The sequence below is a fragment of the Amycolatopsis sp. NPDC003865 genome (assembly GCF_053605345.1).
This window is the reverse complement of record NZ_JBSGJA010000004.1, coordinates 253,583-272,700: the sequence shown is the minus strand read 5'-3', so window position 1 is coordinate 272,700 and position 19,118 is coordinate 253,583. Positions and strand designations below refer to the sequence as shown.

Below are 19,118 nucleotides of genomic sequence, written 5' to 3'. Positions count from 1 at the left end.
CGGGCCGAGCGCGGTCGAGCTTGGGCGGGGCAACCGGAGTCTGCCGGGTCGGGCTCGGGCGCGGGCAGGCCAAACCCCACCTGGTCGAGCGCGGTCGAGCCTGGATCGGGGCGGCAGAACCCTGTCGCGTCGAGCCTGGGCCAGGACCGAACCGAGCCGGAACCGCAGCGCCGAACCCGGGCCGAGCCGGGCCCGGACCTGAGCGGACGAACCGGGCGGAGCCGAGTCCGAACCCGGCCAGCCCGACCCGCTGACCCGAAGCCACTCACCGGCCCCCGGATCCCCCGCCGACCACCTCGATCACCGGTCAAGCGCACCCTCCCTGGACTGCCCTCACCCCGGCGCGGCAGGATCTGGGGGAGTTGACGTGGAGGAGGAGATCGTGGCCCGGCGTGAGAAGGGCGGCTTCTGGGTAGGGCTGGCCGCCGCACTGTTCTACCCGCTCACCGGCATTGCCCGGCGGGTCTACGTCGGGGCCGAGAAGATCCCCCGGCAGGGCCCCGCGCTGCTCGTCATGAACCACATCTCGCACCTGGACCCCGCCGTCGACGCCGTCTTCGTGCACCGGCAGAAGCGGGTTCCGCGGTTCCTCTTCAAGGAGAGCCTGCTGCGCGCGCCGGTCCTCGGCCCGATCGTCGGAGGGTCCGGGCAGATCCCCGTCTCGCGGGGGTCCGCCGCCGCCGGGGACAGCCTCAAGGCCGCCCACCAGGCCCTCGAAGAAGGCAAGATCGTCGTCATCTACCCCGAGGGCACCATCACCAAGGACCCCGCCGGCTGGCCGAAGGAGTCCTTCACCGGCGCCGCCCGGCTCGCGCTGCAGAACGACGTCCCCGTCATCCCCATCGCGCGGTGGGGCACCAGCCAGATCTTCAACGGCTACACGAAGAAGTTCACCCCCTTCCCGCGCAAGACGATCACCCACTCCGTCGGCGACCCGATCGACCTGTCCGCCTACCGCGGCGGCAACACCCGCAGCGCCTCGAAGCTGCGCGAGGTCACCAAGGTCATGATGGACGAGGTGACCCGCCTGCTCGGCGAGATCCGCCACGAAGAACCGCCGTCGGCGAAGCCGGGGGAACCCGCCTGATGCGCGCCGACGTCCAGCGGGTCACCGTCCTCGGGGCCGGCTCCTGGGGCACCGCCTTCGCGAAGGTGCTCGGCGACGCCGGCCGCGACGTCACGATGTGGGCGCGCCGCGAGCAGGTCGCCGAGGACATCCGGGAACGGCACGTCAACAGCGCCTACCTGCCCGGCGTCGGCCTGCCGGAGAACATCACCGCGACCAGCGACCCGGCGAAGGCTCTCGAAGGCGCCCAAGCGGTCGTGCTGGCCGTCCCCAGCCAGAGCCTGCGCGCGAACCTCTCGGAATGGCGCCCGCTGCTGCCGCCGGACGCCGTCCTCGTGAGCCTCGCCAAGGGCGTCGAGCTCGGCACGCTCAAGCGGATGAGCGAGGTGATCGGCGAGATCGTCGGGATCGATCCGAACGAGGTCGTCGTCGTCACCGGGCCGAACCTGGCCAAGGAGATCGCCGCCGGGCAGCCGTCCGCTTCGGTGCTCGCCTGCGCCGACCACGAACGCGCCGTCGCGATCCAGCGCGCCTGCGCCAACTCCTACTTCCGCCCGTACACCAACACCGACGTCGTCGGCTGCGAGCTCGGCGGCGCGTGCAAGAACGTCATCGCGCTCAGCACCGGGATGGCCGCGGGCCTGGGCCTCGGCACGAACACGATGGCGACGCTCATCACGCGCGGCCTGGCCGAGATGGCCCGGCTCGGCGCGAAGCTGGGTGCCGACCCGCTGACGTTCGCCGGGCTCGCCGGCGTCGGCGACCTGGTCGCGACCTGCTCGTCGCCGCTTTCGCGCAACCGGACCTTCGGCGAGCGCCTCGGCCGGGGCGAGACCCTCGAACAGGCGCAGGCGGCGGCCGGCGGGCAGGTCGCCGAGGGAGTCATGTCGTGCTCGTCGATCCGGGCGCTGGCGCAGAGCCTCGGTGTCGACATGCCGATCACCGACGCGATGCACCGCGTCTGCCACGAGGGCGTCGACCCGCGGCAGGCGGGCGCGGAGCTGCTGGGCCGGTCGCAGAAGCACGAATGGTCCTGAGAAGCGGTCCTTCTTCCCGGTTGCTGAGACGTCTTGACCGGTTACGGGAAGCCTGCGACGCTGGTCGCATGATGGCGCACGGACTGATCGAGCTGCGGGGTACGTCGTACCTGCGCGCCGTCACGTGCGCGTGTCGCTGCTGTCGGTGACCCCCGCCCCGGCCCGGCTCGACACTCCTTTTCACCCGTGAGGACCCTCATGTTCGCCGTTCCCGACAACACCCTGCTGCGTCCCGAAAACCCCGCGCTGCGCCACCCGGTGCGCGTCGCGCTGGAGGTCGCAGCCGACCGCGACCGCTGGAAGCACCTGCTGCGCTACGACCCCGACGAGCGCTTCGCGACGCTCGTCGAGAAGGACGAGCGGCAGGAGGTCTGGCTGATGAGCTGGCTGCCCGGACAGCACACCGACCTGCACGACCACGCGTTCGCCAGCGGCGCGTTCACGCTGGTCAGCGGCCGGTTGACGGAGGCGGTGGCCCGGCGCGCGCCGGACGGCCGCGCGGTCACCGAGCTGCACGCGCTGTCGGCGGGGCAGTCGCGGGTGTTCGGCCCGGGGTACGTGCACGAGGTGCGCAACGACGGCCCGGACCCGGCGGTCTCGGTCCACGTCTACCGCGACGCGGAGCGCGCGATGCGCTCCTACCACCTGGACCTGCTGGGCGGCCCGGTCCTCGACTGACCGCTTCAGTCCAGGTCGCCGCGGGCGCGGAACCCGCGCTCGATCGCGGCCCGGTCCGCTCCCGAGGCCAGCAGCGCGTGCAGCAGGATGCGGGACTTGCGCGCGTCGAGCCAGCCGGCCATCGTCGCGCCCATCGCGATCAAGCTCGACTCCGAACCGTGGAAGCCGTACGTCGAACGCAGCGTCGGGCCCGCGCCCGTTCGCGAGGCGACGACGACCGGCAGCGAAGGCACCAGCCGCGCGATCACGTCGGCCGTGCCGGCGGACACGTGGCCCGCGCCGGTCGCCGCGACCACGATCCCGCGCACGTCCGGCTGCGTGGCCGCGTGCGCGAGCACCGCTCCCGAGTCGTCCAGACCGGCCTCGACCACCGGGACCAGCCCCGAAAAGCGCGTCCCGGTCAACGCGGGCGGCCGCGGCGGCGACGGGTGGAAGTAGTGCACCGCGTTCTCGACGACCGTGCCGAGCGGACCCGCGGGCGCCGACGAGAACGCCTCCAGGTGGGTCGAATGCGCCTTGCGCACCCAGCGCGCCGCGTGGACGTCGTCGTTCAGCGTCACCAGGGCACCCCGGCCGCGGCTGCGCGGGTCGGCCGCCACGGTCAGTGCGTTACGCAGGTTGGCCGGGCCGTCCGGGCTGAGCAGCCCCGCGTTGCGCATCGCCCCGGTGACCACGACCGGGACGTCCGACGGCCAGACCAGCTCCAGGAAGTACGCGGTCTCCTCGAGGGTGTCCGTGCCCTGGACGACGACGAACCCGTCGGCTTCCTGCCGCAGCCCCCAGTCGCGGCACCGCAGCAGCGTCGCGAAGTCCAGCGACGCGCTGCCGATGCCGGCCAGCGTCTCGGCGAGGACGTCCATCGGCAGGTCGCCGAGACCGCCGAGCAGGTCGGCCGCGCCGAGCCGGGGCACCGCACCGCCGGAACCGGCGGCCGGGGCCATGGAGATGGTGCCGCCGAGGGTGGCGAGGGCGATCAAGGGCATGCGGCCACCCTATTCAGCCGGTCTTGACCGCCTGGAGCGTGTAGCTCGCCGCCAGCCGCGGCGGCGCGTCCCGCAGCCGCCACTCGTTCCCGTCGCGCACCATCTGCCCGGGCAGCGCGTCCCACGGGACGCTGTCGTGTTCGGTGAACCCGGTCAGCGCCAGCCCGTTGTCCAGCAGGGCGGTGACGATCTCGCCGAGGGAGTGGGCCCACTCGTGGGTCACGGTGTGGTGCTGCTCGCCCGTCACTTCGACGTAGCTGCCCGGCTCGTCGAACACGAGCGGCTCGGCGTGCTCGAAGTACGGGTACCGCGGCACCGCGGGGTCGGCGGTTTCGTCGAGCGTGCCCAGCATCGGGTGGCACTCCCGGATGAACAGCCGCCCGCCCGGACGCAGCAGACCGGCGACCACCGCGGCCCAGCGCGCCACCGACGGCAGCCAGCACAGCGCGCCGATCCCGGTGTAGACCAGGTCGAACCGACCGGCGCCCAGCACCTCGACGGCGTCGTACACGTTGGCTTCGTGGAAGTCGATGGACGCGCCCGCCGCCTCGGCTCGCCTGCGGGCCTCCGCGAGCGCCTGCCCGGAGAAGTCCAGTCCCGTCACGGAAGCGCCGAGCCGGGCCAGGGAGATGGTGTCCGTGGCCAGGTGGCACTGCAGGTGCACCGCGCGCAGGCCGCGGATGTCGCCCAGGCGCGGGAGGTCGAACCGCACGACGTCGCTGAGGTGCGCCGGATCCGTCACGAAGTCGTCGAAGCCGTAGCCGGGCGACGCCGCGTGCAGCACCGCGCGTTCGTCCCAGTTGGCCTTGTTGACGGCGAAGGAATCCGTCACGACGTCGCGGCTCGTTCGGCCGCGCTGCGCAGCACGCAGAACTCGTTGCCCTCGGGGTCGGCGAGCACGGCCCAGCCGGTGCCGTCGGGCTTGCGGAGGTCGTTCACCAGCGTGGCGCCCAGCCCGAGGATGCGCTCGACCTCGTCGTCGCGCGGGATGTCCGGCTGCAGGCACACGTGGAGCCGGTTCTTGACGGTCTTCGGTTCGGGCACGCGCAGGAACAGCATGTCGATGCCGCCCTCGAGCTGGATGCCGCACTCGTCGTCGCCGGGCTGGTCCTCGTCCGGCACCGGCTTCCCGGTGACTTCGCTCCAGAACTGGCACAGCTTGTACGGATCGGCGCAATCGACGGACACGTGCAGGACGGACGACGGCATGGCACTCCTCGGGTCGGCTTGACCCGAGTCTGGCCGAGCCGCGGCGCGACGGCGACCGATTTCAGGACGCCAGCGCGAGCCCGGCCGTCCGGTGCACGCGGCGGCTGTCGTCGACGATGAGGATCTCGCAGTCCGGCCGGTCGGCCGCCCACGTGATGCCTTCGGCGCCCATCGCGAACGCCGCCGTCGCCAGCGCGTCCGCGGTGACCAGGTCGCGGGCCATGACGGTGACGCTCAGCAGCCCCGTCGCCGGCGCGCCCGAGCGGCCGTCGAGGATGTGCGAGCCGCGCTCGTACGCCGCCGACGTCGCGATGGCGCCGTCGCGCGACTCCAGCACCGCGCACACGGATAGGGGCTGCTCGGGGTGGCGGACGCCGACCCGCCACGGCCGTCCCGGCCGCGGCTCGCCGGCGGTGACGACGTCGCCGCCGGCGTTGAGGCAGAACGTCGTCGCGCCTTCGGCTTTGAGCATGTCGGCGGCGCGCTGCACCGCCCAGCCCTTCACCACCGCGCACGGGTCGAGGCCGCGGCCGGGCAGCCGCGCGCGGAACGCGCCGCCGGAGAGCTGTTCGTAGTACGCGCAGAGTTCCAGCACTTCGAGGAGGTCGTCGCTGAGCTCGGCGGCGGTCAGCTCGCCGCGGTCGTAGCGGCTGACTTCACTGTCCTCTTTGAACGGGCTGAACTTCGCGTCGACGTCCCGGAACCAGGCGAACACCTCGTCGACGATCTCGGCGAAATCTCCCTCGTCCCGCAGGTCGAGGGAGATCGGCAGGCCCATCACCTGCTCCACGCGCGTGGTCATCTGCTGCCCCGTGCGTCGATGGCCGCCTGCAGCGACGTCTTGTAGGACTCGCTCGTCTCGGTCGCGCCGGTCACCGTGTCGATGTCGGCGTTCTGGGCCTTCATCGCTTCCTCCTGCAGGCGCGGCAACGCGGTGAGCGCGCGGCCGTCGTCGGGGGCCTGCAGCAGCGTGACCGCGACCATCCGCGACCCGGTGAAGGTCACCTGCACCTGGACGGTGCCGTAGCGGCTGGACTCCGCGGTGCCCTGGGTGGTCACCGTCGCATTCGCACTGTCCGGAGTGGACGGAGACGCCGATGTCGAGGCCGGCGGGGCGGCCGATGTGGACGGTGCGCTGGTGCTGGGCGGGGCCGGCGCGGCGACGGCGGTGTTGTGCACCGGCCCCGGCTCGAACCGCCAGACCGCGATGAACCCCGCGATCGACAGCGCGACGACGAAAATGGTCTTCTTCACGACAGGATCCCCTTAGGCCGCGAGGCTGAAGCGTTCGGCGTGGACCTGGGTCTTCGGCACCTTCAGCTCGCGCAGGCTGCGCAGCACGGCCGACGTCATCCCCGGCGGGCCGCAGACGAACACGTCCCGCTCGTGCACGTCCGGCACCATCATGTGCAGGTTCGCCGGGCCGAGCATCGCCCCGCGCGGGCCGACCGCCTGGTCCGGTCCGGTGAGGACGCTGACCACGGCGCCTCGGGCCTTGGCCAGCCCGTTCAGCTCCGGCAGCAGCACCGCGTCGGCCTGCGTGCGCACCCGGTAGAGCACGACGACGTGCCCGTCGATGTCCTCCAGCAGCGCCCGGATCGGCGTGATCCCGACCCCGCCGGCCACGAGCAGCGCGTTGGGCCGGCGCTGGTGGATCGTGGTGAACGCGCCGTACGGGCCTTCGGCGAACACCCGCGTCCCCACGCGCAGGTTGCGCAGCGACGCGCTGGCGTCGCCGAGCGCCTTCGCGGTCAGGCGCAGCGTGCGGCCGTCGGGCGCGGCCGACAGCGAGAAGGGGTTGGCCTGCCACCAGCGGTCCTTCGTGAGGAACCGCCACAGGAAGAACTGCCCCGCCCGTGCCGGCATCTTGTCGAGGTGCTTGCCGGTCATGTACACCGAAACCACGTCGGGCGCCTCGGACACGACGGCGGTCACCCGCAGCTGGTGGCGCAGGTTCCGCCACAGCGGGAGCACGACCCGCCCGGCGAGCACGGCGGCGCCGGCGCCGAGCCAGAGCGTCCACCAGTAGGTCTTCGCCGTCTCGGAACCGGCGAACGACTGGCCCAGCGCGATCTGGTGGGTGAACGCCAGCAGCACCGCGGCGTAGGTGTAGAGGTGGATGAAGTGCCACGTCTCGTACGCCAGCCGCTTGCGCGCGAACTTCGCCGAAGCCGCGCCGACCATCAGGATCACGGCGAACGCGACCAGCGCCCGCAGGATGCCTTCGAGCGTATTGGCCATTTCGACCAGCTCGTCGACGACGCCCTTGCTCGAGACCTCCGCGTAGCCGAAGGCGATGAACACCAGGTGCGCCAGCAGGGTCCACAGGATCGTGAAGCCGGTCCAGCGGTGCCACGTGGTGAGCCGGTCCATGCCGATCCGCCGGTCCAGCCAGGGCAGCCGGGCGACCAGCAGCAGCTGGACCGCCATGGCCAGCGCGCCGTACATGCCGGCGAGCCTGCCGATGCTGATCAGCACGTTCTGCGACAGGCCGGCCTCCGCGAACAGCGCGGTGACGGCCGCCACGTTGGCGCCCAGGAAGAGGAAGAGGCCGGATTTCGCGGCGATCCGGGGGCGGATCGCCGGGCGCGTGGCCTCGGCGGTCTGCGTCATGGTGGTCACACGGATCCCCTTCGGTTTCGGTTCACGAAGGCCAGCCTCGCCACGGACCCTGTGGCGAGTCTGGGTAGCGGCTGTCGGATTCCTGTCGGCCCGCGCCGCCGCCTCGCCGGGTGCCCGCGCGCCGGGAGAAGATGGCGGGGTGCAGCCCGCCGAACCCGTGCGCCTGCTCGTCGTGGACGACGAGCCGCACATCGCCGACCTCGTCGCCACCGTCGCCCGGTACGAGGGCTGGGACGCCGTCACGGCCGGATCGGGGAAGGCCGCGCTGAGCCGGGCCGCCGAGTTCGGGCCGGACATCGTCGTGCTCGACCTGATGCTGCCCGACCTCGACGGCTTCACCGTGCTCGACCGCCTGCGCGAGAACGGCGGCGCGGTCCCCGTGGTCTTCCTCACGGCCAAGGACGCGACCTCCGACCGGGTCGCCGGGCTCACCCGCGGGGGTGACGACTACCTCGTGAAACCGTTTTCCGTGGAGGAGCTGATGGCGCGGCTGCGGGCGGTGCTGCGGCGCAGCCACGGCGGCGTGCCGGCCGCGGCGCGCGGCGCGGTGCTGCGCGTCGGGGACCTGACCCTGGACGAGGACACCCGCGAGGTCCGCCGCGGCGACCGCCTCGCCGAGCTCACCCCCACCGAGTACGAGCTGCTGCGCTACCTCATGCGGCGGTCGCCGTCGGTGCTGACCAAGGCGCAGATCCTCGACCACGTCTGGGAGTACGACTTCGGCGGCCGGTCCAATGTGGTCGAACTCGTCATCTCGCACCTGCGGCGCAAGGTCGACGCGGGCGACGGCGAACCGCTGATCCACACCGTGCGGGGCGTCGGGTACGTCGTGCGCCGGGCCACCCGGTGAAGCGCTTCTTCCGCCGGTGGTACGGGGCCTGGCAGCGCACCCGGCTGGGCACCCGGATCACGCTCGGCCTCGGCGCGCTCGCGCTGGTCGTGTTCGCCGCGGTCGGCGTCACGACGGTCGGGATCATGCACGGCTACCTCGACCGGCGGCTCGACGAGCAGCTGTCCAAGAGCCAGAACACCCAGCTGCCGCAGCTGCGCGAGACGCACGGCTCGCCGCAGTCGGTCTACTCCTGGTATTCGGCGCTGTACAAGGTGCGCGACGGCGTCGCGACGCCCGAACCGGGTGGTCAGCTGCCCGGCGACGCGAAGCAGCTGGCGAAGATCGCCGCCGACGCGGTGGACGGCGACGTCACCCGCACCGTCTACCTGTACGGCGACGGGCCGTACCGGGTGCGCGCGTGTCCGGTCGACACCGGGTCGGTGCTGCTGTCGGCGGCGCCGCAGAAGGACCTCGACGGCACGGTCCGGCAGCTGGTCTGGGTCGAGGTCGCCGCGTTCGCGCTCGCGCTGGGCGTGCTGGTGGTCGTCGGGCGGCTCGTGCTGCGCCGCGGCCTGCGCCCGCTGGCCGACATGGCGGGCACCGCACACGACATCGCGTCGCACGACCTCACGGCGAACGCCGACCTCCCGGTGCGCGCGGCGGGCACCGGCGGCGGCGCCGAGGTCGAGGAGCTGCGGACGGCGTTCAACGTGATGCTGGCCCACATCGACACGTCACTGGCGGCGAAGACCGAGGCGAACGAGCGGCTGCGCCGGTTCGTCGCCGACGCCTCCCACGAGCTGCGCACGCCGCTGACGTCGATCCGGGGCTACGCCGACCTCTTCCGCTACGCGGCGGCGAACGAGCCGGCCGAGCGGGAGGCGCACCTGGCGAAGATCCGCTCGGAGACGGCCCGGATGAGCGTGCTCGTCGACGACCTCCTGCTGCTGGCGCGGCTCGACGCCCGGGCCGCCGAGACGCCGTTGCGGCCCGAGCGCGTCGACCTGGCGGAGCTGGCGGGCGACGCGGTGGACGCGTTCGCCGCCGGGCGGCCGGACCACCCGGTTTCCGCCGCGCTCGCGCCGGCTTTCGTGTCCGCGGACCCGCTGCGGCTGCGGCAGGTGCTCGACAACCTGCTGGCCAACGCGGCCGTGCACACCCCGCCGGGGACCGCGGTGCACGTCTCGGTGGCGGTCGACGGTCCCGAGGCGGTCGTGGCGGTGACCGACGCCGGCCCGGGGATCGCGGCCGCCGACCAGGAGCGGATCTTCGACCGGTTCTTCCGCGTCGACGACTCCCGCACCCGCGGCAACGGCGGCACCGGGCTCGGGCTGTCGGTGGTCCAGTCCCTGGTGACGGCGCACGGCGGCACGGTCACGGTGGCTTCGGCGCCGGGCCGCACGACGTTCACGGTCAGGTTGCCGCTCGACCGCTGACGTGCGGCGGGACCTGCCAGCCGGGGGAGAGGTCCGCCGACGGCTCGGGCGTGCCGAAGACCGTCCGGACCGGCAGGACGCCGGCCCACGCGGCGTCCGCGTCGAGGTCTTCGGGCTCGTCGTCCGGGCCCTCGGCGCGCATCTTCACCGACGCCTCGGCGAGGTCGAGCGCGAGCACGCTGACCGCGGCGAACTCCTTCGCGTTCACTTCGCGCGCGTGCTCCCACGAGCCGGGCGCCAGGTGGTCGGTGAGCACCTGCAAGCCGTGCATCTTGGCTTCGGCGTCGGTGACCGCCGTCGCCTTCCCGAAGATCACCGCGCTGCGGTAGTTCATCGAGTGGTTGTTCACCGAGCGCGAGTAGACGATGCCGTCGAGGAGCGTCACGGTGACGCAGACGTCGAGGTCCTTCGCCGCCGTGCGGAGGCTGGCCGCGCCGGTGGAACCGTGCAGGTAGAGCACGTCGCCGTCGCGGCCGTAGCCGGTCGGCAGGACGAGGGGCGCGCCGTCGCGGACGATGCCGAGGTGGCAGATCAGGCCCTCGTCGAGGACGGCGTACAGCGCCGAGCGGTCGGTCACGGCGCGGTGCTTCTTGCGGCCGAGCGTGGTGCGGGGCGTGGTGGACAGCATGCGACCAGCGTCTCCCGGCACAGTGGCATCGGAAAACGTCCACTTCTCGTACACTTGGGAAGTCCACTCGAGGAGGCTCCCGTGACCCACGCCGACACCGCGCTGCCGGTCAGCCTCGACCGTTCGGCGGTGACGCCGCTGGCCGTCCAGCTCGCCGACGCGCTGCGCGAGGCCGCCGCGTCCGGGCACCTGCGCGGGGGTGACCGGCTGCCGTCGACGCGGGCGCTGGCCGGCCGCCTCGGCGTCAGCCGCACGGTGACCTCGGCGGCGTACGAGCAGCTGCACGCCGAGGGCTGGATCGCCGGGCGGCACGGCTCCGGCACGTACGTGACGACGCCACCGTCCTTTTCGGCTTCGGAGGTGCCGGCCCCCGCTGTCCCGGCGCCCGAGGCCGCCGCGTCCCCGCTGCTCGACCTCGGGCCGGGGACGCCGTGGGCGGACGGCCTGGACCGCGCGGCCTGGCGCCGCGCCTGGCGGGCCGCGGCCGACCCGGACCCGCTGGTCCGGGCGCACCGGGCGGGGCTGCCCGAGTACCGCGCGGCCGTGTCGGAGCACCTGCTGCGCCACCGCGGGCTGGCGGCGGGCTCGGTGCTGGCGACGGGCGGCACGACGGCGGCGGTCGTCGAGCTGGCGGCGGCGGTGCTGGAACGCGGGGACGTCGTCGCGGTCGAGGAGCCGGGCTACCAGCGGGCGGTGCAGGCGTTCCGCCGCGCGGGCATGCGGGTGGTGGGCGTCCCGGTGGACCTCGAGGGGCTGCGGCCTTCCGCGATCCCGGCGGGGGCGCGGGCGGTGTACTGCTCGCCGGCGCACCAGTACCCGATGGGCAGCAGGCTCTCCGCGGCGCGGCGGGTGTCCCTGGTGGAGCTGGCGCGCTCGTCCGGCATGCTGGTGATCGAGGACGACTACGACGGCGAGCTGCGGTTCGACGTGGCGCCGCTGCCGATGCTGGCGTCGCTGGCCCCGGACGTGGTGGTGCACCTGGGGACGACGTCGAAGATCCTCACCCCGACGCTGGGGGCGGGCTGGATGGTGGCGCCGGAAGCCATCACGTCGGCGGTGCTGGCGTACCGGGACCTGACGGGGACGCGGCCGTCGCCGGCGGGGCAGCGCGTGCTGTACGAGTTCGCGCGGAACGGGGATCTGGGCCGCCACCTGCGCAAACTGCGCCGGGAGATGGCCGAGCGGCGGACGTTGCTGGCGGGGGCGTTGTCGTCGGCCGGGGTGCCGGTCCGGGGCGACGACGCCGGCGCGCACCTGGTGGTGCCGTTCCCGTCGGCTCCGGTGGAGGAGGCGGTGATCGCCGCGGCCGAGCGGCGGGGGATCCGGCTGGACGGGCTGGCAAGGCACTTCGCGGGCGAGCCGACGGCGCACGGCGTGGCGATCGGGTACGCGGGGTGCTCGCGGGAGGCGCTGGTGGCGGCGCTGCCGGCGCTGGTGTCGTTGCTGCGCGGACAGGCCCTCCCGTAGGAAGCGACGCGCCGGAACCGGGGAGGTTGCGCTCGCCGCTCGGGTGGGGCCGCCCGCCGCACCGGGCTCGGCTGTTCCGCGAGGTCACCGGGTACGGTGGCTCACCATGAGCGAGAAGATCCGGGTGGCGGTCGTGTTCGGCGGGCGCAGCAGCGAGCACACCATCTCCTGCCTGTCCGCTGGCAGCGTCCTCGGGAACCTCGATCCGGCGCGGTTCGAGGCCGTCCCCGTCGGCATCACCCGGGAAGGCCGCTGGGTGCTCGGCACCGGCGACTCCGCCCAGCTCGCCATCCGCGGCCGCGAACTGCCGTCGGTCGACGACGGCAAGGGCCTCGTCCTCGCCGGCGATCCCTCCAGCCGGGGGCTCGTCGCCGTCGAACCCGGGCGGGAAAGCGAACTCCTTTCCCAGGTGGACGTCGTCTTCCCGGTGCTGCACGGCGCCTTCGGCGAAGACGGCACCATCCAGGGCCTGCTCGAGCTCGCCGGTATCCCGTACGTCGGGCCCGGCGTGCTCGCCAGCGCCGCGGCCATGGACAAGGAGACCGCGAAGAAGCTCCTGGCCGCCGAAGGGCTTCCGGTCGGGACCTTCGCCGCGCTCAAGCGCGGGCAGTCCACTTTGGACGAAAACGACCGGGATCGGCTCGGCCTGCCCGTGTTCGTCAAGCCCTCCCGCGCCGGCTCTTCCGTCGGGATCAGCCGCGTCACGTCGTGGGACGACCTCGACGCCGCCATCGAGTTCGCGCGCGCCACCGATCCCAAGGTCCTCGTCGAGGCCGCCGTCGTCGGCTGCGAGGTCGAGTGCGGGGTCCTCGAATTCCCGGACGGGCACGTCGAAGCCTCGCTGCCCGCCGAGATCCGCGTCCTGTCCGAGGACGAAAACGCTTGGTACGACTTCGAAACCAAGTACCTCGGCGACGACGCGGAGCTCGACATCCCGGCCAAGCTCGACGACGCCCTCACCGAGAAGCTCCGCGCGATGGCGGTGCGGGCCTTCCACGCGCTCGACTGCCAGGGCCTCGCCCGCGTCGACTTCTTCGTCGGCGCCGACGGCGAGCTGACCATCAACGAGGTCAACACCATGCCCGGCTTCACGACGAAGTCCGCCTACCCGAAGATGTGGGAGGTCACCGGCGTGGACTACGCGACGCTGCTGACCACCCTCATCGAGACGGCGATCGCCCGCGGCACCGGCCTCCGCTAGAACTTCAGCGGCCGGGCCGGCAGCTTCGCCGCCACCGCGTCCGAGATCGTCTGCAACGGACCGGTCCCGGCGCTGTCCGGCACGGTCAGCGCCGCGTAGACCTCGCGGTCCACGACGTACCACGTCGACGCGCCCTCGCCCGGCACCTGCAGCCACTGGACGCCATTCACCAGGCGCAACGCCGCCGTCGGCGTCAGCTCCGGCGGACGGTTCAGCCCGCACCGCAGCACCAGCGGGTCTTCGGTGCCCCAGGCCACCGTCGCCGGCGGCGCCGGAGCGGCCAGCTCGCGCACCTTGAGGGACTTGCCGTTCGACGTCAGTTCCGCCGGGACGGCGCCCAGCAGCGTGGCGCAGGCCGGCGACCCCGACTCGGGGGCGGTGACCGGGACCAGCGGCAGGGGACCGGCTTCGGGCTGCTCGGAGCCCTTGGTCAACGCGAAGACGGCGACCGCTACCGCCAGGGCCACGGCGAGCGCGGCCGCGGTGACGAAGACCACCCGGGGCGGGGCACCGGTGTCGGAATCAGGCACCCGACCACTACACCACTGGTCAGAGATGGACGACCGGGCAGGTCAGCGTCCGCGTGATGCCCTCCACGTTCTGCACCTTCGCGACCACGAGCTGGCCCAGCTGGTCCACGTTGTCCGCCGCCGCGCGGACGATCACGTCGTACGGTCCGGTGACATCCTCCGAGCTGGTCACACCCGGGATGCTGGAGATCTCGGCAGCCACCGCGGCCGCCTTGCCGACCTCGGTCTGGATGAGGATGTATGCGTGGACCACGGCGCGCCCTTTCGTCGGGATCGATCGGCTCAAGGTAGGAACGTCATCAGCAACGTATCGCCAGCTCATCAAAAAACATAGGGCATCCGACTATCGGTGATCGACCTTTGTCCCGGTAGAGAAAGCAGAGGTGACCGGTGTCACCGAACGACGGAACGGTCGCCGAGACCGGGGAGTTCGCGCTCATCCGCGCCGTCACCGAAGGACGGCGCCAGCCGCCGGGCACCCTGCTCGGTCCGGGTGACGACGCCGCCGTCGTCGCCGCGCCCGACGGCCGCGTGGTCGCCAGCACCGACGTGCTCGTCCAGGGCGTCCACTTCCGGCTCGACTGGTCACCGCCCGAGTACGTCGGGCGCAAGGCCGTCGCGGTCAACCTGGCCGACATCGCCGCCATGGGCGCCACCCCGACGACCGTCCTGGTCGGACTGGCCTGCCCGCCCGACACCCCGCACGCGGTCGTCACCGGTCTCGCGGACGGTATGTGGGCCGAGGCGGAACGTGCCGGCATCGGCGTCTCCGGCGGCGACATGGTCCGCGCCGACCAGCTCGTGATCAGCGTCACCGCCCTCGGCGACCTCGGCGACCGCGAACCCGTGACGCGCTCGGGGGCCCGCCCCGGCGACCTCCTGGCCGTCAACGGGCGCCTCGGCTGGGCCGCGGCGGGCCTCGCCGTGCTCGGGCGCGGGTTCCGCTCCCCGGTCGGCGTCGTCAACGCCCAGCGCTGCCCGGAACCGCCCTACGAAGCCGGCCCGCGCGCCGCCCTCGCCGGGGCCACGGCCATGATCGACGTCTCCGACGGGCTGCTGGCCGACCTCGGGCACATCGGCGAGGCGTCCGGCGTCGGCCTCGACGTCCGCACCGCCGACCTCGAAATCCCGGCCCGGCTCACCGAAGTCGGCGCCGCACTGGGCGCCGACCCCCTCGACTGGGTCCTCACCGGTGGCGAAGACCACGCCCTCGCGGCGACCTTCCCGCCGTTCACCGAACTGCCCGACGGCTGGCGCACGATCGGCGTCGTCACGATGGCGGACTCCGGGATCACCGTGGACGGCAAGCCTTTCTCGCGAGAAGGCGGCTGGACCCACTGGCGCTGATCTAGAGTCGGTGGACGTGAGAATCGTTCCGGTCCCCTACGACCACCCCGACGCGGCCAAGCTCATGGCCGCGGTGCAGCAGGTCTACGTCGAGCGCTACGGCGACGAGGACGTGACCCCGATGAGCCCGGCGGACTTCGACCCCCCACAGGGGGTTTTCCTCGTCGGTTACCAGGGCGAGGAAGCGGTCGCCTGCGGAGCGTGGCGCGCCCACGACGGCCCGGCGCCCGACTTCCGGGACGGCGACGCCGAGTTCAAGCGGATGTACGTCGCCGATTCCGCCCGGGGCCGCGGGTTCGCGCGGATGATCCTGTCCGAGCTGGAACGCACGGCGGCGTTGTGCGGCCGCAAGCGCGCGGTCCTCGAAACCGGCACCAAGCAGCCGGAGGCCATCGCGCTCTACACGTCGTCGGGGTACGCCGAAATCCCGAACTTCGGCGTGTACAAGAACGAGCCGGAGAGCCGGTGCTTCGGCAAGGACCTCACCTCGGCGTGAGCTTCAGCAGGGCCGCCGCGTGCGGCCGCAGGGTCGCCGAGACACCGGTGCCGATGTCCCGGTGGGCCCAGAGGTCCCGGACGTTCCACGAACCGGGGATCGGCGCGGAGACGGTCGCGGTGGTGCTGCCGGTGTTGAGCAGCACCACCGCGAACCCGCCGCCGGTAAGCGGTTTCCCCCACACCTGGTAGCCGGGCCCGGCGGCGAGCCGGCGGCCCTGGCCGCCCGCGAAGTCCTGGTCGACGGCGATCGCCTCGGGGTTGCCGAGCGTCGCGAGGTCGGCCTCGCTCAGCTTCGCCGGGTCGGTGCCGGCGAACAGCGGCGCGTTCAGCACGGCCCAGACGCTGAAGTGCGCGCGGGCCTCGTCGGCGGTCAGCGTGCCGTTGCCGACCTGCAGCATGTCCGGGTCGTTCCAGCCGCCCGGGCCGCCGCTGTGCACGGCGACGGCGGCCTGCTGGTCGATCGTCGCGAGCACCGAATCCCAGGTCGCGGTGAGGTCGTAGGTGGTCCGCCACAGGTTCGCCACCGGCCGCGCCCAGGTCCACGGGCTGGAGACGCCGTACTCGGAGATCGCGTAGACGATCGGGCGGGGCAGCGCGGCGAGCTCGTCACGCATCTTCTCGAACGCGGCTTTGCGGTCGAGGCCGTCGACCGTGTCGGCGTTGCACCAGTCGTACTTGAGGTAGTCGACACCCCAGCGGCCGAACGTCTCGGCGTCCTGGCGTTCGTGGCCGAGCGAGCCGATGCCGGACGCGGGGTAGGCGTCGTTGGCCATCGCGCAGGTCCGGCTGCCGGGTACCGCGTAGATGCCGAACAGCAGACCGCGCGAGTGCACGTAGTCGGCGAGGTCGGCGATGCCGTGCGGGAACCGCGCCGGATCGGCCCGCAGCGACCCGTCGGCGGCGCGCGCGGGCGCCTGCCAGCAGTCGTCGACGACGACGTACCGGTAACCCGCGTCACGCAGTCCGGTGTCCGCGAGCGCGTCGGCGGCGCGCTTCACGACGTCCTCGGTCAGGTCGTGGCAGCGCACCTGGTTCCAGCTGTTCCAGCCCATCGGCGGCGTCCCGGCCAGGCCGTTCGCGAGCGCGGGGGACGCCGTGGGCAGGCTGAGCAGCCACGTCACCGCGACGAGGAGGATCAGGAGCGGGCTGGTTTTCGGCTTGACGGCGATGGCGTGATCCAATCGCAGGACACGTGAAACCGCAGTCACCCGGAGGCGGCATGCCGATCTACGCACTCGGTTCGCTCGAACCGACGATCCACCCCGACGCCTACGTCCACCCGGACGCGACGGTGATCGGCGACGTCCGGATCGGCGCGCACGCGTCGGTGTGGCCGCAGACCGTGCTGCGCGGCGACCACGGCTACATCGAGATCGGCGAGCGCTCGAACGTCCAGGACGGCTGCGTCCTGCACTGCACCGAGCGGCACCCGACGATCCTCGGGCCGTCGTCGGCGATCGGGCACGCGGTGCACGTCGAGGGCGCGACGATCGGCACAGGCTGCCTCATCGCGTCCGGTTCGGTGGTGCTCAACGGCTCGGTGATCGAGGACGGCGGCATGGTCGGCGCGGGCGCGGTCCTGTCGTACGGCTCGTACGTCAAAACCGGGGAGATCGCGCTGGGCGTGCCCGGGAAGACGCGGGAGAACACCTCGTTCAGCGCGGAGAACATCGCGCTGGTCGTCGAGTCCTACGTCGAGCGCGGCCGCCGGTTCAAGGCGGAGCTGAGGCGGCTCGACCCGCTCGGGTGACGCCGGCCACGCCGGGTAGGCTTGCGCGCCGTGACCGCACGACCGCTGCAGGACATCGTCGAGGCAGGCTGGGCCAAGGCCCTCGAACCGGTGGCGCCGCAGGTCGCCGCGATGGGGGAGTTCCTCCGCGCGGAGATCGCCGCGGGCCGGACGTACCTGCCGGCGGGTGAGCACGTGCTGCGGGCGTTCAAGCAGCCGTTCCACGACGTGCGCGTGCTGATCGTGGGGCAGGACCCGTACCCGACGCCCGGGCACGCGGTGGGCCTGAGCTTCTCGGTGGCGCCGGACGTCCGGCCGATCCCGAAGAGCCTGGTCAACATCTACAAGGAGTACTGCGACGACCTCGGGCACCCGCTGCCGTCCAACGGCGACCTGACGCCGTGGGCCGACCAGGGCGTGCTGCTGCTCAACAGGTCGCTGACCGTGCAGCCCGGGAAGTCGAACTCGCACCAGGGCAAGGGCTGGGAAGCGGTCACCGAGCAGGCGATCAAGGCCCTCGCGGCGCGCTCGGAGCCGATGGTGGCGATCCTGTGGGGCCGCAACGCGCGGAACCTGCGGCCGATGCTGGGCGAGGTGCCGTGCATCGAGTCGGCCCACCCGAGCCCGCTTTCGGCGCACAACGGCTTCTTCGGGTCGCGGCCGTTCAGCCGGGCCAACCAGCTCCTGGAACAGCAGGGCGCGGCGCCGGTCGACTGGAAACTTCCCTGAGGAGCCGTGTCCGGATCGACGTGACGGCTCCGACCAGGGGGAAACGAACCCCTTTCCGGAGGAAACCATGAACGTCACCTCGGCCGACGGCACGTCGATCTTCTTCGAGCGGCGCGGGGACGGCCCGCCGGTGATCCTGGTCGGCGGCGCGTTCAACGACCGCACGACCACGGTGGGCCTGGCGGAGGTCCTGGCCGGCGACTTCACGGCGATCACCTTCGACCGGCGAGGCCGTGGTGATTCCGGCGACTCGGCCGAGTACGCGGTGGAACGCGAGATCGAGGACCTCGCGGCGCTGATCGCGCACGCGGGTGGCACGGCGTCGGTGTTCGGCCACTCGTCGGGCGCGGTCCTGGCGCTGGAGGCGGCCGCGGCGGGCATCGGGATCGACAAGGTGGTGGCGTACGAGCCGCCGTACGCGACGGACGAGCACCCGCGCGCGGACGTGGTGGACGAAGTGCGCGCCCTGCTCGCGGCGGGGGACCGGGACGGCGCGGTGGCGACGTTCCTGGAGGTCGCGGGCACTCCGGCGGAGATGATCGAGGGGATGAAGCAGGCGCCGGTGTGGGGCTGGTTCACGGCGCTGGCGCACACGCTGCCGTACGACCTGACGATCGTCGGCCCGGACGCGCGCCCGCGCGCCTCCTTGGCCCGCATCGCGATCCCGGCGCTGGTGATCGGCGGCGGCGCCAGCGACGAGACCCTGCAGGCGGGCGCCCGCGCGGCGGCCGCGGCGGTGCCTGGCGCCCGTCACGAGACGCTGGAAGGCCAGGACCACGGGGTGCTGCAGTACCCGGAAACGCTCAAGGAGCTGCTGACAGGTTTCCTGAAATAGAAAATGGCGGGTGCTCCGAGGAGCACCCGCCACCCAAACTCTTCTCGCCTCAGCCGCGAACGACCTTGCCCGCCTTGATGCAGGACGTGCACACGTTCAGGCGCTTGCGCTGGGACACACCCACCTTGGCGTGGACGGTCTGGATGTTCGGGTTCCACCGGCGGTTGGTACGGCGGTGGGAGTGCGAGACCGACTTGCCGAAGCCGGGTCCCTTGCCACAGACGTCGCACACGGCAGCCACGTCGAACTCCTTTGGATCTGGGTCATAGAAATGAGCCCAGATGCACTGGG

At 72.6% G+C, this 19,118-nt stretch carries 23 protein-coding genes; 12 read left to right on the top strand and 11 right to left on the bottom strand.

Features of this window, described 5'->3' with window-relative positions; all coding sequences use genetic code 11:
- The first annotated feature begins 367 nt into the window (after positions 1-367).
- From ACWEVP_RS12885 to ACWEVP_RS12875, 3 genes are all read left to right on the top strand, one after another.
- A complete protein-coding gene (locus tag ACWEVP_RS12885; protein ID WP_452062717.1) occupies positions 368-1,087 on the top strand; it encodes a lysophospholipid acyltransferase family protein in 720 nt (239 codons plus the stop codon).
- Positions 1,087-2,103: an NAD(P)H-dependent glycerol-3-phosphate dehydrogenase gene (locus tag ACWEVP_RS12880; protein ID WP_452062716.1), complete on the top strand. Its 1,017-nt coding sequence runs from the start codon at positions 1,087-1,089 to the stop codon at positions 2,101-2,103. The genes ACWEVP_RS12885 and ACWEVP_RS12880 overlap by 1 nt, the downstream gene beginning before the upstream one ends.
- 198 nt (positions 2,104-2,301) lie before the next feature.
- Positions 2,302-2,781, top strand: a complete 480-nt coding sequence (locus tag ACWEVP_RS12875) for a cysteine dioxygenase (RefSeq protein WP_452062941.1) — start codon at positions 2,302-2,304, stop codon at positions 2,779-2,781.
- A 5-nt stretch (positions 2,782-2,786) separates the two neighbouring features.
- Here ACWEVP_RS12875 and ACWEVP_RS12870 read toward each other — a convergent pair whose 3' ends face one another.
- From ACWEVP_RS12870 to ACWEVP_RS12845, 6 genes are all read right to left on the bottom strand, one after another.
- A complete protein-coding gene (locus ACWEVP_RS12870; protein ID WP_452062715.1) occupies positions 2,787-3,764 on the bottom strand; it encodes an asparaginase in 978 nt (325 codons plus the stop codon).
- A 13-nt stretch (positions 3,765-3,777) separates the two neighbouring features.
- Positions 3,778-4,596, bottom strand: coding sequence for a class I SAM-dependent methyltransferase (locus tag ACWEVP_RS12865; RefSeq protein ID WP_452062714.1), 819 nt, complete (start codon positions 4,594-4,596; stop codon positions 3,778-3,780).
- Positions 4,593-4,973 carry a VOC family protein gene (locus ACWEVP_RS12860; protein ID WP_452062713.1) on the bottom strand — a complete coding sequence of 127 codons (381 nt, stop codon included), beginning with the start codon at positions 4,971-4,973 and terminating at the stop codon, positions 4,593-4,595. The genes ACWEVP_RS12865 and ACWEVP_RS12860 overlap by 4 nt, the downstream gene beginning before the upstream one ends.
- A gap of 61 nt (positions 4,974-5,034) precedes the next feature.
- Positions 5,035-5,775 (bottom strand): FAD:protein FMN transferase, encoded by a 741-nt coding sequence (locus ACWEVP_RS12855; protein ID WP_452062712.1) that lies wholly within the window; start codon positions 5,773-5,775, stop codon positions 5,035-5,037.
- Positions 5,772-6,227, bottom strand: coding sequence for an FMN-binding protein (locus ACWEVP_RS12850; protein ID WP_452062711.1), 456 nt, complete (start codon positions 6,225-6,227; stop codon positions 5,772-5,774). Before ACWEVP_RS12850 ends, ACWEVP_RS12855 begins: the two co-directional genes overlap by 4 nt.
- 12 nt (positions 6,228-6,239) lie before the next feature.
- The gene (locus ACWEVP_RS12845) at positions 6,240-7,586 is read right to left on the bottom strand and encodes a ferredoxin reductase family protein (protein WP_452062940.1); all 1,347 of its coding nucleotides are present in this window, start codon (positions 7,584-7,586) and stop codon (positions 6,240-6,242) included.
- A 148-nt stretch (positions 7,587-7,734) separates the two neighbouring features.
- Here ACWEVP_RS12845 and ACWEVP_RS12840 point away from each other — a divergent pair, with 148 nt between their 5' ends.
- Together ACWEVP_RS12840 and ACWEVP_RS12835 are read left to right on the top strand one after the other, a co-directional pair.
- Positions 7,735-8,445 (top strand): response regulator transcription factor, encoded by a 711-nt coding sequence (locus ACWEVP_RS12840; protein WP_452062710.1) that lies wholly within the window; start codon positions 7,735-7,737, stop codon positions 8,443-8,445.
- Entirely contained in the window at positions 8,442-9,863 is a 1,422-nt protein-coding gene (locus ACWEVP_RS12835) for a sensor histidine kinase (protein WP_452062709.1), read from the top strand. Before ACWEVP_RS12840 ends, ACWEVP_RS12835 begins: the two co-directional genes overlap by 4 nt.
- Here ACWEVP_RS12835 and ACWEVP_RS12830 read toward each other — a convergent pair.
- A complete protein-coding gene (locus ACWEVP_RS12830; RefSeq protein ID WP_452062708.1) occupies positions 9,841-10,491 on the bottom strand; it encodes a pyridoxamine 5'-phosphate oxidase family protein in 651 nt (216 codons plus the stop codon). The two genes, ACWEVP_RS12835 and ACWEVP_RS12830, sit on opposite strands and share 23 nt — an antisense overlap.
- A gap of 81 nt (positions 10,492-10,572) precedes the next feature.
- Between ACWEVP_RS12830 and pdxR the strand changes: the two genes are divergently transcribed.
- On the top strand, positions 10,573-11,958 hold the full coding sequence (gene pdxR, locus ACWEVP_RS12825) for a MocR-like pyridoxine biosynthesis transcription factor PdxR (protein ID WP_452062707.1): 1,386 nt from the start codon (positions 10,573-10,575) through the stop codon (positions 11,956-11,958).
- A gap of 106 nt (positions 11,959-12,064) precedes the next feature.
- Positions 12,065-13,159 (top strand): D-alanine--D-alanine ligase family protein, encoded by a 1,095-nt coding sequence (locus tag ACWEVP_RS12820; RefSeq protein WP_452062706.1) that lies wholly within the window; start codon positions 12,065-12,067, stop codon positions 13,157-13,159.
- Here the strand turns inward: ACWEVP_RS12820 and ACWEVP_RS12815 are convergent.
- Positions 13,156-13,689, bottom strand: a complete 534-nt coding sequence (locus ACWEVP_RS12815) for a DUF3515 domain-containing protein (RefSeq protein WP_452062705.1) — start codon at positions 13,687-13,689, stop codon at positions 13,156-13,158. The two genes, ACWEVP_RS12820 and ACWEVP_RS12815, sit on opposite strands and share 4 nt — an antisense overlap.
- Positions 13,690-13,708: 19 nt before the next feature.
- A complete protein-coding gene (locus ACWEVP_RS12810; RefSeq protein ID WP_003091994.1) occupies positions 13,709-13,942 on the bottom strand; it encodes an Lrp/AsnC family transcriptional regulator in 234 nt (77 codons plus the stop codon).
- Positions 13,943-14,079: 137 nt separating this feature from the next.
- On the opposite strand from ACWEVP_RS12810, the gene ACWEVP_RS12805 reads away from it, so the two are divergent.
- Positions 14,080-15,036, top strand: coding sequence for a thiamine-phosphate kinase (locus tag ACWEVP_RS12805; RefSeq protein ID WP_452062704.1), 957 nt, complete (start codon positions 14,080-14,082; stop codon positions 15,034-15,036).
- A 16-nt stretch (positions 15,037-15,052) separates the two neighbouring features.
- On the top strand, positions 15,053-15,532 hold the full coding sequence (locus ACWEVP_RS12800; RefSeq protein WP_452062703.1) for a GNAT family N-acetyltransferase: 480 nt from the start codon (positions 15,053-15,055) through the stop codon (positions 15,530-15,532).
- Here the strand turns inward: ACWEVP_RS12800 and ACWEVP_RS12795 are convergent.
- Complete coding sequence (locus ACWEVP_RS12795; protein WP_452062702.1) at positions 15,519-16,715, bottom strand: glycoside hydrolase family 27 protein; 1,197 nt, start codon at positions 16,713-16,715, stop codon at positions 15,519-15,521. The two genes, ACWEVP_RS12800 and ACWEVP_RS12795, sit on opposite strands and share 14 nt — an antisense overlap.
- A 38-nt stretch (positions 16,716-16,753) precedes the next feature.
- Between ACWEVP_RS12795 and ACWEVP_RS12790 the strand changes: the two genes are divergently transcribed.
- The 3 genes from ACWEVP_RS12790 to ACWEVP_RS12780 all read left to right on the top strand — a co-directional run bounded on the left by ACWEVP_RS12790 (position 16,754) and on the right by ACWEVP_RS12780 (position 18,827).
- On the top strand, positions 16,754-17,284 hold the full coding sequence (locus tag ACWEVP_RS12790; RefSeq protein ID WP_452062701.1) for a gamma carbonic anhydrase family protein: 531 nt from the start codon (positions 16,754-16,756) through the stop codon (positions 17,282-17,284).
- Positions 17,285-17,314: 30 nt separating this feature from the next.
- Positions 17,315-17,992 (top strand): uracil-DNA glycosylase, encoded by a 678-nt coding sequence (locus tag ACWEVP_RS12785; protein WP_452062700.1) that lies wholly within the window; start codon positions 17,315-17,317, stop codon positions 17,990-17,992.
- 67 nt (positions 17,993-18,059) lie between these two features.
- Positions 18,060-18,827: an alpha/beta fold hydrolase gene (locus ACWEVP_RS12780; protein ID WP_452062699.1), complete on the top strand. Its 768-nt coding sequence runs from the start codon at positions 18,060-18,062 to the stop codon at positions 18,825-18,827.
- A 49-nt stretch (positions 18,828-18,876) separates the two neighbouring features.
- Here ACWEVP_RS12780 and rpmB read toward each other — a convergent pair whose 3' ends face one another.
- Positions 18,877-19,068 carry a 50S ribosomal protein L28 gene (gene rpmB, locus ACWEVP_RS12775; RefSeq protein WP_003091970.1) on the bottom strand — a complete coding sequence of 64 codons (192 nt, stop codon included), beginning with the start codon at positions 19,066-19,068 and terminating at the stop codon, positions 18,877-18,879.
- Positions 19,069-19,118: the final 50 nt, after the last annotated feature.

Coding starts and splice junctions, on each gene's coding strand:
- ACWEVP_RS12880 (WP_452062716.1), top strand. CDS start 1,087: ATGCGCGCCGACGTCCAGCGGGTCACCGTCCTCGGGGCCGGCTCCTGG.
- ACWEVP_RS12790 (WP_452062701.1), top strand. CDS start 16,754: ATGCCGATCTACGCACTCGGTTCGCTCGAACCGACGATCCACCCCGAC.
- ACWEVP_RS12855 (WP_452062712.1), bottom strand. CDS start 5,775: ATGACCACGCGCGTGGAGCAGGTGATGGGCCTGCCGATCTCCCTCGAC.
- ACWEVP_RS12820 (WP_452062706.1), top strand. CDS start 12,065: ATGAGCGAGAAGATCCGGGTGGCGGTCGTGTTCGGCGGGCGCAGCAGC.
- ACWEVP_RS12830 (WP_452062708.1), bottom strand. CDS start 10,491: ATGCTGTCCACCACGCCCCGCACCACGCTCGGCCGCAAGAAGCACCGC.
- ACWEVP_RS12780 (WP_452062699.1), top strand. CDS start 18,060: ATGAACGTCACCTCGGCCGACGGCACGTCGATCTTCTTCGAGCGGCGC.
- ACWEVP_RS12860 (WP_452062713.1), bottom strand. CDS start 4,973: ATGCCGTCGTCCGTCCTGCACGTGTCCGTCGATTGCGCCGATCCGTAC.
- ACWEVP_RS12875 (WP_452062941.1), top strand. CDS start 2,302: ATGTTCGCCGTTCCCGACAACACCCTGCTGCGTCCCGAAAACCCCGCG.
- ACWEVP_RS12845 (WP_452062940.1), bottom strand. CDS start 7,586: ATGACGCAGACCGCCGAGGCCACGCGCCCGGCGATCCGCCCCCGGATC.
- ACWEVP_RS12870 (WP_452062715.1), bottom strand. CDS start 3,764: ATGCCCTTGATCGCCCTCGCCACCCTCGGCGGCACCATCTCCATGGCC.